This is a genomic window from Furfurilactobacillus sp. W61-4, assembly GCF_057545565.1.
The window spans coordinates 154875-171134 of sequence record NZ_BAAJNZ010000001.1 but is presented as its reverse complement, the minus strand read 5'-3'; the positions used below and the strand labels follow the sequence as shown (position 1 = coordinate 171134).

Annotated in this window: 13 protein-coding genes; 1 reads left to right on the top strand and 12 read right to left on the bottom strand. The window is 44.4% G+C overall.

The features are described 5' to 3' along the window. Nucleotides 1-29: 29 nt before the first annotated feature. From obgE to AC27FN_RS00870, 5 genes are all read right to left on the bottom strand, one after another. Complete coding sequence (gene obgE / locus AC27FN_RS00890) at nt 30-1352, bottom strand: GTPase ObgE (RefSeq protein WP_487166150.1); 1323 nt, start codon at nt 1350-1352, stop codon at nt 30-32. Nucleotides 1353-1700: 348 nt separating this feature from the next. Beyond that, nucleotides 1701-3542, bottom strand: a complete 1842-nt coding sequence (gene uvrC / locus AC27FN_RS00885; RefSeq protein WP_487166149.1) for an excinuclease ABC subunit UvrC — start codon at nt 3540-3542, stop codon at nt 1701-1703. Nucleotides 3543-3841: 299 nt separating this feature from the next. Then, a complete protein-coding gene (locus AC27FN_RS00880; RefSeq protein ID WP_487166148.1) occupies nt 3842-4981 on the bottom strand; it encodes an ArgE/DapE family deacylase in 1140 nt (379 codons plus the stop codon). Between the two features lie 29 nt (nt 4982-5010). Next, nucleotides 5011-5769 carry an amino acid ABC transporter ATP-binding protein gene (locus AC27FN_RS00875; protein WP_487166147.1) on the bottom strand — a complete coding sequence of 253 codons (759 nt, stop codon included), beginning with the start codon at nt 5767-5769 and terminating at the stop codon, nt 5011-5013. Beyond that, nucleotides 5762-7243, bottom strand: a complete 1482-nt coding sequence (locus tag AC27FN_RS00870) for an ABC transporter substrate-binding protein/permease (protein WP_487166146.1) — start codon at nt 7241-7243, stop codon at nt 5762-5764. Before AC27FN_RS00870 ends, AC27FN_RS00875 begins: the two co-directional genes overlap by 8 nt. A gap of 247 nt (nt 7244-7490) precedes the next feature. Here AC27FN_RS00870 and AC27FN_RS00865 point away from each other — a divergent pair, with 247 nt between their 5' ends. Further along, nucleotides 7491-7664, top strand: a complete 174-nt coding sequence (locus AC27FN_RS00865; protein ID WP_487166145.1) for an SPJ_0845 family protein — start codon at nt 7491-7493, stop codon at nt 7662-7664. A gap of 57 nt (nt 7665-7721) precedes the next feature. Here the strand turns inward: AC27FN_RS00865 and AC27FN_RS00860 are convergent, their stop codons facing one another. The 7 genes from AC27FN_RS00860 to AC27FN_RS00830 all read right to left on the bottom strand — a co-directional run bounded on the left by AC27FN_RS00860 (nt 7722) and on the right by AC27FN_RS00830 (nt 15916). Continuing rightward, nucleotides 7722-8024, bottom strand: a complete 303-nt coding sequence (locus AC27FN_RS00860; RefSeq protein WP_407882427.1) for a nucleoside triphosphate pyrophosphohydrolase family protein — start codon at nt 8022-8024, stop codon at nt 7722-7724. A gap of 23 nt (nt 8025-8047) precedes the next feature. Then, nucleotides 8048-8635: a ribosome biogenesis GTP-binding protein YihA/YsxC gene (gene yihA, locus AC27FN_RS00855; protein WP_487166144.1), complete on the bottom strand. Its 588-nt coding sequence runs from the start codon at nt 8633-8635 to the stop codon at nt 8048-8050. Nucleotides 8636-8837: 202 nt separating this feature from the next. Further along, nucleotides 8838-10094, bottom strand: a complete 1257-nt coding sequence (gene clpX, locus AC27FN_RS00850) for an ATP-dependent Clp protease ATP-binding subunit ClpX (protein ID WP_487166143.1) — start codon at nt 10092-10094, stop codon at nt 8838-8840. A gap of 226 nt (nt 10095-10320) precedes the next feature. Next, entirely contained in the window at nt 10321-11649 is a 1329-nt protein-coding gene (gene tig / locus AC27FN_RS00845; protein ID WP_487166142.1) for a trigger factor, read from the bottom strand. A 192-nt stretch (nt 11650-11841) separates the two neighbouring features. Continuing rightward, nucleotides 11842-13032, bottom strand: coding sequence for an elongation factor Tu (gene tuf, locus AC27FN_RS00840; protein WP_407882578.1), 1191 nt, complete (start codon nt 13030-13032; stop codon nt 11842-11844). 215 nt (nt 13033-13247) lie between these two features. After that, nucleotides 13248-14183: a hypothetical protein gene (locus tag AC27FN_RS00835; protein ID WP_487166141.1), complete on the bottom strand. Its 936-nt coding sequence runs from the start codon at nt 14181-14183 to the stop codon at nt 13248-13250. Between the two features lie 14 nt (nt 14184-14197). After that, nucleotides 14198-15916: a ribonuclease J gene (locus AC27FN_RS00830; RefSeq protein WP_487166140.1), complete on the bottom strand. Its 1719-nt coding sequence runs from the start codon at nt 15914-15916 to the stop codon at nt 14198-14200. Nucleotides 15917-16260: the final 344 nt, after the last annotated feature.

Here is a 16260-nt window from a genome sequence, read left to right as displayed (position 1 = left end):
CTCACAAACTCATCTTACAGGTGGCGCGATTATTCAATAAAGTCAAACGTAAAGTCTAGGATACGAACCGTGTCGCCGTCCTTAGCCCCAGCTTCTCGCAAGGCATCATCAACCCCTAAGCCTCTTAATTGACGGGCAAAACGAATCATGCTTTGTTCATGTTGCGTATTCGTCATCTTAAATAAGCGTTCAAGTTTGTCACCACTGAGGACCCATGTGCCGTCTTCGACTTGGTCGACGGTGAAGGCGGGTGCTTCATCTGGATCAAATTGATATAAGACGCTATCCGTTGGTTCAGCCACTGCTGGCTTAAAGACTGGTGTTGCCGCCAACAAATTGGCAGTCGCCTTAATCAACGGTGTCAGTCCTTCGTGCGTCACTGAGGAGATGGCCAGCACCTGTGGCTTAGTTGATAAACTATCATCCGCAGCAATCGCGGCTTTGAACGCGTCAAAACGTGCTTGAGCACCCGGCAAATCCATCTTCGTAGCGACCACAATCTGCGGTCGCTCTAATAGATCAGCGTCGTACTCGCCTAACTCCTTATTGATCGCTCGAAAGGCGTCAATTGGTGACTGGCTCGTCGTTTCATCCATAAATTCATCGCCACCCATCGCGACTAGATGAAGTAAAACCCGAGTTCTTTCCACATGCCGTAAAAATTGGAATCCAAGTCCGACCCCGTCGCTTGCGCCTTCAATTAATCCCGGCAAATCAGCCATCACGAAGTCGCGACCGTCTTCTAAACGAACCATACCAATGTTGGGATCAATCGTCGTAAAATGATAGGCGGCAATTTTTGGCTTCGCATTCGTAATGACCGACATCAACGTGGATTTACCGACAGAAGGAAAACCAACCAGTCCCACGTCAGCTAACAATTGGAGTTCTAGGCCAATCCGCCGCTCTTGTCCGGGTTCACCATTTTCAGCGATTTCAGGAGCAGGATTTTTGGGGGTCGCAAATTTCATGTTGCCACGGCCACCACGCCCACCCTTGGCAATCACTAACTGTTCGCCAGGTTCCGTGAGATCACCTAATACTTCATCTGTATCTAAATCTCGAATAATGGTTCCACCAGGAACTTTAACAATTAAATCCGCTGCTGATCGACCCGTCATTCCTTTGGTCATCCCATTGCCGCCGTGTTTAGCCTTATAATGGCGGTTATACCGAAAGTCCATTAGCGTGCGCAGACCTTCGTCAACAACCATGATGACATTACCACCATGACCACCATCACCACCAAATGGTCCACCGTTGGCAACAAATTTTTCTCGACGAAAAGAAACAATTCCGTTACCGCCATTGCCACCTTTTACTTCAATTGTTGCTTGATCTACAAATGCCATTTTATTCTCCGTCTCTTGTTGTATCAATTCACGATCCCTGACCGTGCTTCATTCGTTCAATTCCGCTCTCACTATTGTACAGTGCGATTCACTGAAGGGCAAACGGAAACCGTGGGATTGGTGTGTTAAACGAAATAAAAATATCGTTAACTGTTATAAATAAAAACAGCGGGATATCAGTCAGTAAGCGCCACGCATTAAAGTCGGACTACGAATGATAAATCAACTGCCATCATTCGAGGTTCGCAAAGCGAAGTCACTCAACTGGTCTCCCACGTTTTAGCGTTTTAGGTTCGAGACTGAATTTAGATTTTGGGGTGCCCCAAATTCGATGGTGCTTAATGCTCGTTACTTATTCTGCTGACGATCAAGGTAACTTAACGACTGTTGCGCTTCGCCAGTGACCATTGCCCCAACGGCCACGTGAACCGTCTGGGCAACTGTTTCGGACAGTCCTAGTTCACGCAAATCACCGACGGAAGCATTGGCAATCTTTTTCAATGAACCATACTTTTTAAGCAACTTAGCACGTGTTTTAGGGCCAACGCCTTGAATTTCATCCAGCCGCGAACTTAATGAATTCTTGTTGTGCAACTGGCGGTGGAAAGTAATTGCAAAACGGTGGACCTCATCTTGAATTCGCTGCAATAAGTAAAAACCTTGTGACTTCGGATCCAGATTCAAATGTTCGTCTTGTTCGCCAAACATCAGATCCGCCGTTCGGTGATGATCATTTTTGACCATTCCGGCCACCGGAATGTCTAATCCCAGTTCGTTTTCCAACACATCTTTGGCCGCGTTCATCTGAATCGCGCCGCCATCCATCAAAATCAAATCCGGTAAGTCAGCATGCTCTTTTAATAGCCGTGAGTATCGCCGGCGAATGACCTCCATCGTGCTAGCCGTTTCATCCGCATGATCCACCGTCTTTAATTTGTACTTACGATATAACTTTTTATTCGGTACACCGTCTTCAAAAACGACCATCGCTGAGACTAAGTCAGCCCCCTGTTCATGAGAGTGGTCAAAGGCCTCAATCCGTTTGATTGGCGGCAGATTCATTGCATCAGCGATCTCCTGCATCGCGCCAGTCGTTTTATGCTCGTCTAACTCTAATAATCGAAATTTTTCTTCGAGAACTAAGCGCGCATTTTTGCCAGCCATTTCCATCAAATCGCGGCGCACCCCACGTTGCGGTACATTAACAGCGACATTTAGGACTTCTTCAATCGCCCGTCGACTATCCGCGTCAATTGAACTTGGCACCAGAATTTCCTTAGGCAAGATCGCATTTTTGCGATTATAGAACTGCATGATAAAGGTCTGCATTTCTTCCGGTGCCGTCGAAACAACTGGGAATAATCGCTTCTCACGTTTCATTAAGCGGGCTTGGCGAACGAAGAAGACTTGAATGGACAACCAACCCTTATCCAAATAAAAGTTGAAAATATCCCGCGGCGTCTGATCATTACTAATGATTTTTTGTTTCTCCACCGTAACGTCAATATAGTGCAATTGATCACGTAAATCAGCGGCCCGCTCGAACTCTAACTTTTCAGCTGCTTCGGTCATTTGCGTTTGCAGGTGCTTAATCACCCGCCCCGTATTGCCGTTTAAGAATGACTTAATCCGCTTAATTTGCTCATCATAAGCACTTTCCGGTACTTCTTGAAAACAAGCGCCGAGACATTGACCCATATGATAATACAAACACGGTCGTCCTTGGTACCCTGAACAACGACGCAACGGATAAACTTTCTGCAGAAAGTGCAGTGTTTCTTCAGCAGCATAAACATTCGGATAGGGACCAAAATAATAGCCACCATCTTTTTTGACATCGTTAGCAATCACCATTTTAGGATCACGTTCATGGGTGATTTTAATATACGGGTAACCAGTCCCCCGCTTCAATTTGATGTTGTAATAAGGCTGATGTTTCTGAATAAGTGTAATTTCCAGTAAAAACGCTTCTTTATCCGTTGAGGTGATAATTGTTTCAAAATCAACAATATGCGCCACTAACTGCGCTGTCTTACCTTCATGGGCACTTTTAAAATACGAACGAACCCGGTTCTTTAAATTTTTGGCCTTCCCAACATAAATAATTTTGCCGTTGATATCTTTCATCAAATAACAACCTGGCATGTCAGGTAACAAGGCTAGCTTATGTTCAATGTGTTCGGACGCCACACTTTCGCCTCCGTCTTCTGTAAAATCGTAAGTTCAGTATACCGCAAGAACATCCGTTCGAAAAAGTAAAATGGCTTATTGATAACTCAGCGTCGTACAAGCTGAGAACCACCTAGCACTAGATTAGGCTTAAATTAAACGATGATCATATGATTTCATTGTCAATTACCCGATCATGCATCCACCTGCTTGCACAAAAAAGTTCCAACGGTTAGCTTCTTTTAAGCGCACGTTGGAACTTTTTTAAAATGGTCAACTAGATTAAGTGAGCAGTGTAAAATTTGTTTTCTCAAACTTATTTAATCAGCTGCCCAGAAAGTTTCGGCTAACTGACGGTAGAAGTCACAACCAACTAAGTAATCATCCACCTCGACAAATTCGTTGACCTGATGATCCGTTGTACCGGCAGCCGGTCCGACGATAATAATCGGTAAATTCCCCACCTTAGTATATTCTGAAGCATCAATCGCGCCAGTGCCGGCCACCAAGTGACCACCGCGATGAAAATTGGTTTGGAGTAAATCGGCGGCCATTTTCGCCAGCTTAGTATCGGCCTGGCTTGGTAGTGGTGGCTCAGGATAGCTATAACTAAGCGTTAATTGAGCCCCTTGTGCATTCAACTGATCAACAATGTGAGCTAGTTGCTTCATCACAACGTCATTTGGATAGGCAGGAATCGTACGGATATTACCTGTTAGCCAAGCTTGCGCAGGCACTGAGTTAATTTGTTCGCCCCCGTGAATTTGACTCAACACGTGGGTTAATCCGCCTAGAACTGGGTCTTTTTGATCATTATGCGCCATCGTTTCACTCACCTGCTGGGCAAAAGCAATTAACGGTTCGATCGCGTTAACCCCTTGATCTGGCCGTGACGCATGCGCGCCTTTGCCAAGCGATTCAAGGCGATAATCAATCACACCCTTGTGCGTCACTTTAATGTCAAACCCACTCGGTTCACCAATCACTAATCCCGATAAGTCATCGGCAAAACCAGCTTTGGTAAGCTGGGCAGCACCATATTCGCCTGTTTCCTCGCCGACCGAAGCCAACAAACGAATTTGTCCTGGTAGTGATCTATGAGCGGCCAATAAATCCAGCATGGCGACCACTTGAGCTGCTAAACCCGCCTTCATATCGCTAGCACCACGCCCAAAAACTTTTCCATCGGCAACGGTTCCAGAAAACGGTGGATATTGCCAAGCCGCTGGATCACCTGCAGCTACAACATCCTCGTGCCCTGAAAAGCCAAGGATTGGACCATGGTTCCCTATTGTGATCACGAGATTGTCGCGGCCTGGCGCATAAGTGACCCGCTCAATTTGAGCGGGTTGATCTTTAAATAATTCAGTCAAATAATCAGCAACTTGCGCTTCATGATCATTGACCGAAGGAATTGCGATTAAATCAGTTAAAATTTTCAATGCCGCCGTTTGTTCCATAATATTATTTTCTCCTCCACGCGCCGATGTTAGGCTTCCAAAATCTTAGCCAGAAAATCTTTAGCACGCTCGGTTTGCGGGTGATCAAAGAAATCTGTTGGTGTCGCTGATTCTTGAATGTACCCATCGGCCATAAACCACACTTTATCGGCCACTGTCCGAGCAAAGCCCATTTCATGAGTGACGACCACCATTGTCATCCCTGCCTTGGCAAGATCCTGCATGACCTTTAAAACTTCGCCCACCATTTCAGGATCGAGCGCGGAAGTGGGTTCATCAAATAACATCACTTTTGGATTCATCGCCAGCGCTCTGGCAATGGCCACCCGTTGCTGCTGACCACCAGATAGACTTGCTGGAAACGCATCCGCTTTGTCATCTAGGCCAACTTGCTGTAATAATCGATGAGCATCAGCTGTCGCTGTCGTTTCGGCCACGCCTTTGACTTTCATCGGCGCTAATTTAATATTTTCCAACACGGTCTTATGAGGGAATAGATTGAAACTCTGGAACACCATCCCCATCTGTTCACGCATTTGATCCAAGTGTTTTTCATCTAGCTTGGTGAGATCGTCGCCTTCAAAGATCACAGCCCCAGAGGTGGGCTGATCTAACATGTTAAGGCATCGTAAAAAGGTACTTTTACCAGCTCCTGATGGACCGATTAAACAAATGACCTGACCGTTTTCAACGGCTTCATCAATGTCTTTTAACACTTCATTTTTACCAAACACTTTCTTCAAGTGTTGCACCGCTAATACGGGGGTCGTTTCTTGCTTGTTATTCATGAGACATTCTCCCTTCAAAGAACTTCATTACCCGGGACAAACCAAAGGTCATGATAAAGTACAAGATCATCGTAATGACTAATGGCATAACGCCCCGATACGTATCAGCCTGCACAATCCGGGACTGATAAATCAGGTCTTTGACCCCAATAATCGAAACAATCGAACTTTCTTTAATTAAAGAAACAAATTCATTGCCTAAAGCTGGCCAGATATTCTTCATCGCCTGTGGCAAAATGATGTACCGCATCGTCATTGACTGTGATAACCCTAACGAACGTGACGCTTCTGTTTGCCCAGTGGCAATGGAATTAATACCGGACCGAATCACCTCGGCCACGTAAGCTCCAGAGTTTAGGGAAACAGCGATAATCCCAGATAACAAAGCCGGAATATTCACCACCACGCCAAGGCCAAAGTAAATAAATAAAATTTGGACCATTAACGGCGTGCCCCGCACAAATTCGATATAACTAACTGAAATTGCATTGGCGAGTTTATTCTTGCTTAACCGCATTAGGGCTAACAGTGTTCCCAACAAGAAGCCTAACACAACGGAGACGGCAGAGATCATCAACGTGTAGCCGACACCAGCGACAAAGAAATCTTTATAAGCCCACATTGAGTTGGCATTTTGAGCTTTCTTCGATTTACCGGTTGCCAAATATTTTCCGGCATCCGGCAAATATTCCTTTTGAATGAGATGTTTTTGTTTAATTTCAGCGATTGATTTATTGGCTGAGTTAACCATCGACTGAGCGCCCTTGGGGAAAGCGATGGCAGAACCTTGTTCACCGTCGTCTTTAAAATGAGCATTAATAGCCACTAAACCATCCGTGTTCTTCGCATAGGCTTCAGCCGTTGGCGAATCTAACGCAATTGCATCAATCTTGTTCGTTTGCAGTGCTAACACTAAATCGGTGTCTTTATCCATGCCTTTTAACGTTGACTTAGTGGCCTGCTTTTTGACTAAGTTGTATTGAATGGACCCCGTTTGAGCGCCAATTGCTTTGCCAGCCAGCGATTTGTAGCTCTTGATTGATTTCAAATCCGCTTTCCGAATCACTAAATCTTCCCCAGATTTATAGTAAACGTTGGAAAAATCAACGCTTTTGGCCCGCTTGGGTGTCTTGCTCATCCCAGCAATCACCATATCAACTTTACCAGTCTGTAAGGCGACTAGCAGCGAGTCAAAATCCATTCGTTTGATGACTAACTTGACTCCCATGTCTTTGGCGACTTTCTTAGCGATGTCAATATCCATCCCCACCACTTTTGATTGCCCATTGACGTTTTTGGTGAATTCATAGGGGGGAAAATCTGGACTCGTCCCCACAACTAGTTCGCCTTTGGCTTTAACACTGGTTAAATACTTATCAGTTGCCGGTGTCGAGTCGGCCTTACTTGGTGCGGTGATACCCAGGGTTAATAATAAAGCCAGCACGAGTAAGCACCAATTCATGATCTTTTTCATCTATTGTTGTCCCCCATCGATTTGATAATGAAATCGAGTATAGGCTAATATGAAAAAATATGCAATATAAAATGTAAAAATAGTCTAAATATACATTTATCGCCGTATATTCAATCAAATATTCATTTTTACGGCTGTTTCTCATTTTCGTTCATTAGGCTTCACTTTGATTAAAATCAACGTAGTTTTGTTTAGCGTTAAAATCTGCTACAATAGCCGCAGCTTGATACGAGGAGGTACCGCCCTGATGGGATTACAATTTAAACGCCGTGACGACCTTGACAAATTATTCGATCAATTTGCATTGGACCCAAAAGACGTTAAGGATCCTTCCAAAACACCATTAAAACGTGAACATTTGACCGACAAAGAAAAGCCAGCCACGACAGAAAAAAAGGCAGATCAGTCAAATAATCAGTAAGATGTCCATAAAAAATGGTCAACGATGTCATGCATCGTTGACCATTTTTATGTGAGCTCATTCCCATTTTGCGTGCTGTGGATCTGGATAGCGTTGGTTTAACTCCGCCAAGTTCTGTTGAGCAACTTCTTCAAAGTCGATATTAGCCCATTCAGCAATTTGTGACAGATACCATAGTGTATCTCCCAATTCGTGGGTCAGCTTCTCCTTGTCTAACGTTCGACCCTGAAAGGTGTAACGTTGAACCAAGTCGACCACCTGGCCAGCCTCATTGGCGACCCCTAAAGTTAGATTGGTTAGCACTTGTTCGTTACCAAATAAGGTACGCTTAGCTTCATCTTGGTAATGATTAAATTCCATGTTTTTCTCCTTTAGCCATCATTTTACAAAGCTGCTTGTTGCTCGATCCACTGCCACACAGCTTCTTTCCCCTGCTTAGTTTCGGCAGAGAATTGAATAAAAGGCGCGCCTGCTTGCATGCCTAAACCCTTGCGAATTCGACTTTCTGATTGATTCCACTTGCCCTTGGCAATTTTATCAGACTTCGTTGCTACCACTAGCAGCGGAATGTCGTAGTAAGTTAGCCAATCATACATACTAATATCATCTTCAGACGGATCGTGTCTGGCATCCACCAGTAAAATCACGCCGCGTAAGGGTTTGCGGGTACTTAAATAAGTCTCAATCATCTGACCAAAGGCTTCACGAGCCTTTTTGGAAACTTTAGCAAAACCGTATCCAGGAACATCAACGAAATAAACTTGTTGTTCGACATTATAGAAGTTTAGCGTTTGTGTTTTACCCGGCTGGCTAGAAGTCCGTGCATAAGCTTTTCGATTGATTAACGTGTTAATCAATGACGATTTGCCAACGTTGGATCGCCCAGCTAAGGCAATCTCCGGTAAACCACCGTCCGGATACTGTTTTGGCGCCACCGCACTAATTGTTAAATTAACCTCATGTACCTCCACGCGTGGTACCTCCTGATTTAGTCACCATTCATCACATTAGTTTCAGTGCTTCTATCATAGCATAGCCACGTCCAAAAATCGGTCGGTTTGCTGAACTGAATTATTATAAACATGTGACGATCGAGTTGACCACATCACAAAAAACGTTCTATACCGCTTGGGCACAGAACGTTTACTAATCACAATCTTGTACTAAGAATAACTAAGATGCCTTTTCACTTTTTAAAACCATTTCTGGTTGGGCGTGATTAACCACCGTGTCTTTGGTCAAGACGACTTTCTCAACATCATCACGACTCGGTAGCTCAAACATAATGTCGCGCATCGTCGCTTCCATGATTGAACGTAACCCTCGCGCACCGGTATCACGAGCGATGGCTAATTTGGCCATTTCACGTAAAGCTGGTCGCGTGAATTCCAACTTCACGCCGTCCAGACCGATGAGCTTGGTATACTGCTTAACTAACGCATTCTTAGGTTCCGTCAAAATCCGGATCAAGTCATCTTCATCAAGCTTCTCCAGCGCTGTCAGAATTGGCAACCGCCCGATAAATTCAGGAATTAAGCCAAATTCAAGTAAATCTTCAGGGACAACATGTTGCATGATATCCTTATCCGTCATATTGGCAACTTCGCTCTTATTAGCTGAGTCTGTGCCAAAACCGATTGTTTTTTCACCCAACCGATTCTTAACAATATTCTCAATGCCATCGAACGCCCCACCAACGATAAATAAGATATTTGTCGTGTTGATCTGAATAAATTCCTGCTGTGGATGCTTACGACCGCCCTGCGGTGGCACGTTAGCAATGGTTCCTTCTAAAATCTTTAGCAGGGCCTGTTGAACCCCTTCGCCTGACACGTCACGGGTGATTGAAACATTTTCACTCTTCTTGGCGATTTTATCGATTTCGTCGATGTAAACAATCCCGTGTTCTGCACGATCAACGTCGTAGTCGGCATTTTGCAGGAGCTTCAACAAGATATTTTCAACATCTTCACCCACATAGCCGGCTTCCGTCAATGTGGTTGCATCGGCAATCGCAAACGGAACATTTAAGATCTTAGCCAAACTTTGGGCCAAGTATGTCTTACCGGAACCAGTAGGGCCGATGATACTAATGTTACTCTTTTGAAGTTCAGTGCCATCATCCTCAGCATTTAATTCATTGATCCGCTTGTAATGGTTATACACTGCCACGGACAATGTTCGTTTGGCCTCGCTTTGACCAATGACATATTGATCCAACGTTTTTACAATCTCGGCAGGTGTTGGTACGTCTAAAATTTGGCTCGCTGCATCTTCAGCGAACTCCTCATCAATGATTTCTTTACATAAATCGATACATTCATTACAAATGTAGACGCCAGGCCCGGCCACAATCTTCTTCACTTGGTCTTGTGATTTTCCACAAAATGAACAGGTTACTGGGCCGTTGGGATCTGTATTATCAAACATTAGCAGCCTCGCTCTCATAATTTCACTACTGGTGCGTATTTTCACCAATTGACTATCAACATCATAGCAGATTCTACATCAAACGGCTAACGTCCTGCTTTACTCGCAGTCCAGACGCCAAGCTGATGATACAACTAGCACTAATATGCAACAGTCCTCATTAAAAAATGAGCAACCATAATTGGTCACTCATTTTTAACACAATCACTCTTTAAAAAGCAATGACTTAGTCTTTATCGCTCTTTGATTCTGATTTTTTGCTTTCTTGCTTTGCATTGTCAGCAATCAAGTCAACAGCTTTCTTAATGGCAATGTCATGTTTCAGCATATCAGCTGTCAAGGCAGACCGGACCGCATCTTCTTCCATACCATATTGACCGGCTAGTTCCTTAACTTCAGCATCAACATCGGCATCAGTTGCGGCAAGCTTTTCAGCGTCAACGATGGCTTCCAAGACCAAGTTCGTCTTAACTCGACGTTCAGCGTCTGGTGCGAATTGTTTGTGCAAATCTTCTTCGGTCGTCCCAGTGATCTTGTAGTAAGTTTCTGGGTTAATGCCTTGTTGTGCCATTTGGGCCAGATATTGGTCCATCTGACGATGAATATCTTCATCCATCATGGCATCAGGAATTTTACCACCGATAACCTCTGCATTATCAACAGCGGCATTAATTGCAGCATCCTCAATCGCATCGTGAGCAGACTGCTTCTTTTCTTCCTTCAAACGATCTTTAGTTTTAGCCTTTAATTCATCTAAGCTGTCCACATCTTCGTCAACATCCTTGGCAAATTCATCGTCTAACTCAGGCAGTTCCTTTGTCTTAACTTCATGAATCTTGACATCAAAAATGGCATCTTTACCAGCTAAGTTTTCAGCCTGGTAATCCTTAGGGAAAGTGACCTTGACTTGAACGTCTTCATCCGCCTTATGGCCAACCAATTGGTCTTCAAAACCAGGAATAAAGGAGTTAGAACCTAGCTCGAGGCTGTAATTTTCTGCTTTACCACCATCGAAATGGTCACCATCAACAGAACCATCAAAATCGATCACAACTGTGTCACCATTTTCAGCTGGCTTGTCTTCTTTCAAGACTAGTTCAGCCTGTTGTTCACGCATTTTGTCTAATTCTTCATTGACTTGTTTAGCAGTTACAGTAGTGCTTTGCTTAGGAACCGTGACCCCTTTGTATTCACCTAATTTAATTTCCGGAGCAACTGTGACATCAGCCTTTAAGACCCAGTCTTTACCCTTCTCCATACTTTTAACGTCTATTTGAGGTTGGTCCACCGGTGTAATGCCAGCTTCTTCGACAGCCTTAGAGTAAGCGTCTGGTAAAATGATGTTCAACGCGTCATTATATAATGATTCTTCACCATACATTTGGTTGAAGATAGCGCGAGGAACTTTGCCCTTACGGAAACCAGGAACGTTTAATTGTTGACGAGTTTTAGCGAAGGCTTGATCCAATCCCTTTTGGATTTGGTCATTAGCGATTGAGAACGTCAATTCGCCTTGGTTGCCTTCTTTTTTAGCAAATTCTGCTTTAGCGACCATGTAAAAATTCCTCCAATTGAAGTCATATATTCACGACTTCTGTTAAATTGCATACGCTTAATAGTGTAACTTACAGGCGCTTGCTTGTAAACCAATGCACCGATAAATCGGCGTATCTTTCGTTTTTTTGAAACAAAAAAAGCCCAGCAAACGCTGAGCTTTTTGTTTGTTTCAAAATTAAACGAGCTAAAATTAGTCGTCAATTTCAGAAACAACACCGGCACCAACAGTGTGTCCACCTTCACGAACAGTGAACTTAGTACCTTTTTCAATGGCAGCTGGTTCGATCAGTTCAACAGTGAACGTCACGTTATCACCAGGCATAACCATTTCAACACCATCAGGCAATTCGATAACACCAGTGATATCAGTGGTGTGGAAGTAGAATTGAGGACGGTAGTTTGAGAAGAATGGCGTGTGACGGCCACCTTCATCTTTTGTCAGGATGTAGACTTCACCCTTGAACTTCTTGTGCGTCTGGATTGAACCAGGTGCAGCAAGCACTTGTCCACGGACAACTTGTTCACGGTCGATCCCACGAAGTAAAGCACCAACGTTATCGCCGGCTTCACCTAAGTCAAGGGTCTTACGGAACATTTCAAGACCAGTAACTGTGGTCTTCAAAACATCGTCACGTAAACCAACGATTTCAACTTCATCGCCGACTTTGATTGTCCCACGGTCGATACGACCAGAAGCAACAGTCCCACGACCAGTGATCGTGAAGACATCTTCAACGGGCATCAAGAAAGGCTTGTCCATGTCACGATCTGGAGTTGGGATGTATTCATCGACAACGTCCATCAAGTGTAAGATAACCTTTTCTTGTTCTGGGTCGCCTTCCAAAGCCTTCAAAGCTGATCCACGGATAACAGGAACATCGTCACCAGGGAAATCGTATTCGGAAAGTAATTCACGAACTTCCATTTCAACCAAGTCAACCAGTTCGTCGTCGTCAACTAAATCAGTCTTGTTTAAGAAGACAACAATGTAGTTAACACCAACTTGGCGAGCCAACAAGATGTGTTCACGCGTTTGTGGCATTGGGCCGTCAGTAGCGGCAACAACCAAAATCGCACCATCCATTTGAGCGGCACCAGTGATCATGTTCTTAACGTAGTCCGCGTGTCCTGGCGCATCAATATGTGCGTAGTGACGCTTTTCCGTTTCGTATTCAACGTGCGCCGTGTTGATTGTAATCCCACGTTCACGTTCTTCAGGGGCAGCATCGATGGAAGCATAATCTTGTTCCTTAGCCAAACCCTTTTCTGCCAAAACCTTAGTAATAGCAGCAGTTAAAGTTGTCTTCCCATGGTCAACGTGGCCAATAGTACCAATGTTAACATGGGGCTTAGTTCTTTCATAATGTTCTTTAGCCAAAATGAAAACCTCCAGTGTGTGATAGAAGAATGTCAGGTCCGCCCTGACGAATCTTTATAAAATAGTATACTACATCCTCGGTTGAGAACAAAGTGAAAACACTGACTTTTCACCGTTTCAGCCCAAGAATCCTTAAACATTATATATACTGCCTCATTGTTTGTAAATACAAAGTCTTGAAAATTTTTCAAGTGATCGATCTAAACCAAAATAAGCAATTAATGTTCATCATCATTAGCCGTCAACTGATCGACTAATGTAGCTAGGCGTTTTTGCCACCGTTGCACGTCCGAATTGACCGCCAACTGATCCCCTCGAAAAGTGGCAATTAGTGCATGCACCCACGCCTCCTGATCACTGACAACTCGATCAATAAATGGATAAGTAAGCGTTAATTGTAAGCGAAGTTCTTGACTCAGCAGTGTTTCGGCAACGGGATCTTGCTCTGATAATTGTTGCCGCAACACGGCTTGTGTCTGCTGATAGACCGGTTCATCTTGCAGTGGCGTCAATTGAGCAGGAATGACTTCATACTGCTGTTCGTCTAACCAACGAAACTTCACGGCAGTGGGTTCTTTAACCCGCTGTAAGACTTCTAAAATGCTTGCCACAAAGAGTGGATGCAGATACGGATCGAGTAAGAGAAATTTTGCCCCAGTTTCAAACTCTTGCAACGGTAATTTTAAAGCCGCTTGGAATCGAGCTTGTTGCTGCGCTGGAGACAGATCACTCATATGATAAAACTGTTTGCTGATTGTTTTGATCGTTGCAGCGGTGGCTTGGCGAGCTTCCGCCTCTGCGCCTGCAATCATATCGGCACCAGTTTGCTGAAGCGTTGCATCGTTAATACCGGCCACAATTTCATGAGCCAAGACAAATTCATGAACCCGCAAGAGTAACGTTAGCAGGAACCGAATGTCTGTCGCATTGGTTAAATAACTATTTAAAAAATCATCCGCATACGCGCGGGCACGTGAATATTCCTTGTGCATGTATAACGCTTCAACCAACAAGTGATTAAGATTGCTTGTTTGAACTTCAGGGTATAAATCTTCTAGCAAAGAAGCCGCCTGCGCGTAATCTTCACCATGAAAGGCACTTTGGGCCTTGGTGAGAACTTCGCGTTGGCGACTTGTCAATGCGTCTTCCGACATAATTAATTAAACTCCTATTCAGTCGTTTGCTTATCTGAACGCTTGCCTCGTGGTCGGTGAGCATGTTGATTGACTTCCATGATCACTGGCAAGATAACTGGGTGTCGCTTTGTTTGGTCAAACAGGTAGCGTCCCAATTGCTCACGAACATCTTGCTTCAAATGTCCCCAATCAAATTCTTTGTTATCTAGGTTATTCTGAACTGCCTTGGTGACAAGCTCACTGGCTTCATGCATTAGATCCCGGCTCGCTTTCACATAGACAAAACCACGTGAGGTGATCTTAGGCTGCGCAATAATCTTCTTCTTTTTGCGATCAATCGTCACCACCGCAATAAAAATACCTTCTTCCGACAAAATCTTCCGATCTCGTAACACGATATTACCAATATCACCGACGCCAATGCCATCAATCATCGTATTGCCGACTTCAATACTTTCAGCAAGGTGCATTGGCACATCCCCATTGTAAATTAATGAGTCACCCCGCTGGGTAATAAAAATGTGATCTGCTGGAATCCCTGTTTCTTCCGCTAATTGAGCGTGCCGATTCAAGACCCGATATTCGCCTTGAATTGGAATAAAGTACTCCGGATGCATGAAGTTCAACATCAATTGCAAATCACTGGGAGCACCATGACCTGAGGACCGCAAACTATCGGCGATGGCCTCCACATGGGCACCTGTCCGAAAGATCAAATCTCGCGTCTTAGCCACATTAGTTTCCATAGCATGCGATGGCGTTGTGGTGATAAGCACTAAGTCACCTTCGCCAATCCGCACATAGCGGTCCTCACCGGTTGCCATTCTTTGCAACGCTTTAATGGGTTCACCCATCCGCCCAGTAGCCAAGATTACTGTCTCTTCTGGAGATAGTTGTTTCATTTCCTTAGGTGTCACGAGCAAATCTTCAACTGGTAATTCAAGCTTGTTCAACCGCATCGCAGTGCGCACAATTTTTTCCAGATCATGACCCATTAAAACAACTCGGCGATCTGTAGCAGCGGCGGCATCGAAAATCTGTTGAATTCGTAGAATATTGGAGGCAACACTGGCAACAATAATCCGGCCTTCATGCCCGGCAAACTGATCTTGAACAAAGTCACCAATTTGCTTCTCAGTTGCTGGTGAACCATACTGCTCAGCCCCGGCCGAATCACTCAATAATGCGACCACGCCGGCCTTACCGATCTCCCCTAAACGGGCTAAATCAGTCTGATAAAAAGGTGCTGCCGTTTGATCGAACTTAAAGTCCCCAGTGTAAACAACCTGTCCAAGGGGCGTTTTCACTGCAATCCCCAAAGATTCAGGAATGGTATGGGTCGTCTTGAAGAACGAAACCGTTTCAACGCCAAAATCAATCTCTGTATCGGCATCCACGACATGAAAATCGTTGAATTTTTTGGCCTTAGGATCGCTTTCAACATTGATCTTAGCCAATTCAATCGTCAGCTTTGAACCAAATACAGGTACATCAAATTCACTGACAAAATATGGCAATGCACCGATTGCATCCGCATGACCGTGGGTTAAGAACACCCCAACGATTTGATCAGCATGTTCCCGCAAATAGTCCCAGTCAGGAATCACGACATCAATGCCCAACAATTCGTTTTCTGGGTACTTTAGCCCACAATCTAAAATAAAGATGTCCTCATTAACCTCAAGGGCATACATGTTTTTTCCGTTTTCACGAACCCCGCCAAACGGAATTATTCGAATCTGATCACTCAAATTAGTCACCTCAAAAATAATTAAATTAATAAATAGACGAACAGGTCAGTCAATTTTCTTATCGGTCCGTCAATAGTGAGCAGCATGGCTCAGTACGCGGGCAGCTTAACGTCGCAAGCTGGTTGACGCTATTAAAGGAGCAGCAACTCCACAAAATGATCGTACTTCTTTGTTCGGGAAATTTTCTACAGCCAGCTTAGCATAAACGCGGGCAAAAACCAACGTGGGTGACTCAAAAGACCGCGTTAGCCTTAGCCACTTAGGGTTTTGAATGACCTCTGAGGGTCGATTAAACAGAGCTTCCGGTCATCTTGCTGTTTAAGCTGGGCAGCTTTTTAATTTCG

Bases quoted from the DNA above. Each gene is read 5' to 3' on its own strand.
- obgE (WP_487166150.1), bottom strand. From the start codon at position 1,352: ATGGCATTTGTAGATCAAGCAACAATTGAAGTAAAAGGTGGCAATGGC.
- AC27FN_RS00880 (WP_487166148.1), bottom strand. From the start codon at position 4,981: ATGGAACAAACGGCGGCATTGAAAATTTTAACTGATTTAATCGCAATT.
- AC27FN_RS00875 (WP_487166147.1), bottom strand. From the start codon at position 5,769: ATGAATAACAAGCAAGAAACGACCCCCGTATTAGCGGTGCAACACTTG.
- AC27FN_RS00870 (WP_487166146.1), bottom strand. From the start codon at position 7,243: ATGAAAAAGATCATGAATTGGTGCTTACTCGTGCTGGCTTTATTATTA.
- AC27FN_RS00865 (WP_487166145.1), top strand. From the start codon at position 7,491: ATGGGATTACAATTTAAACGCCGTGACGACCTTGACAAATTATTCGAT.
- AC27FN_RS00860 (WP_407882427.1), bottom strand. From the start codon at position 8,024: ATGGAATTTAATCATTACCAAGATGAAGCTAAGCGTACCTTATTTGGT.
- clpX (WP_487166143.1), bottom strand. From the start codon at position 10,094: ATGTTTGATAATACAGATCCCAACGGCCCAGTAACCTGTTCATTTTGT.
- tig (WP_487166142.1), bottom strand. From the start codon at position 11,649: ATGGTCGCTAAAGCAGAATTTGCTAAAAAAGAAGGCAACCAAGGCGAA.
- AC27FN_RS00835 (WP_487166141.1), bottom strand. From the start codon at position 14,183: ATGTCGGAAGACGCATTGACAAGTCGCCAACGCGAAGTTCTCACCAAG.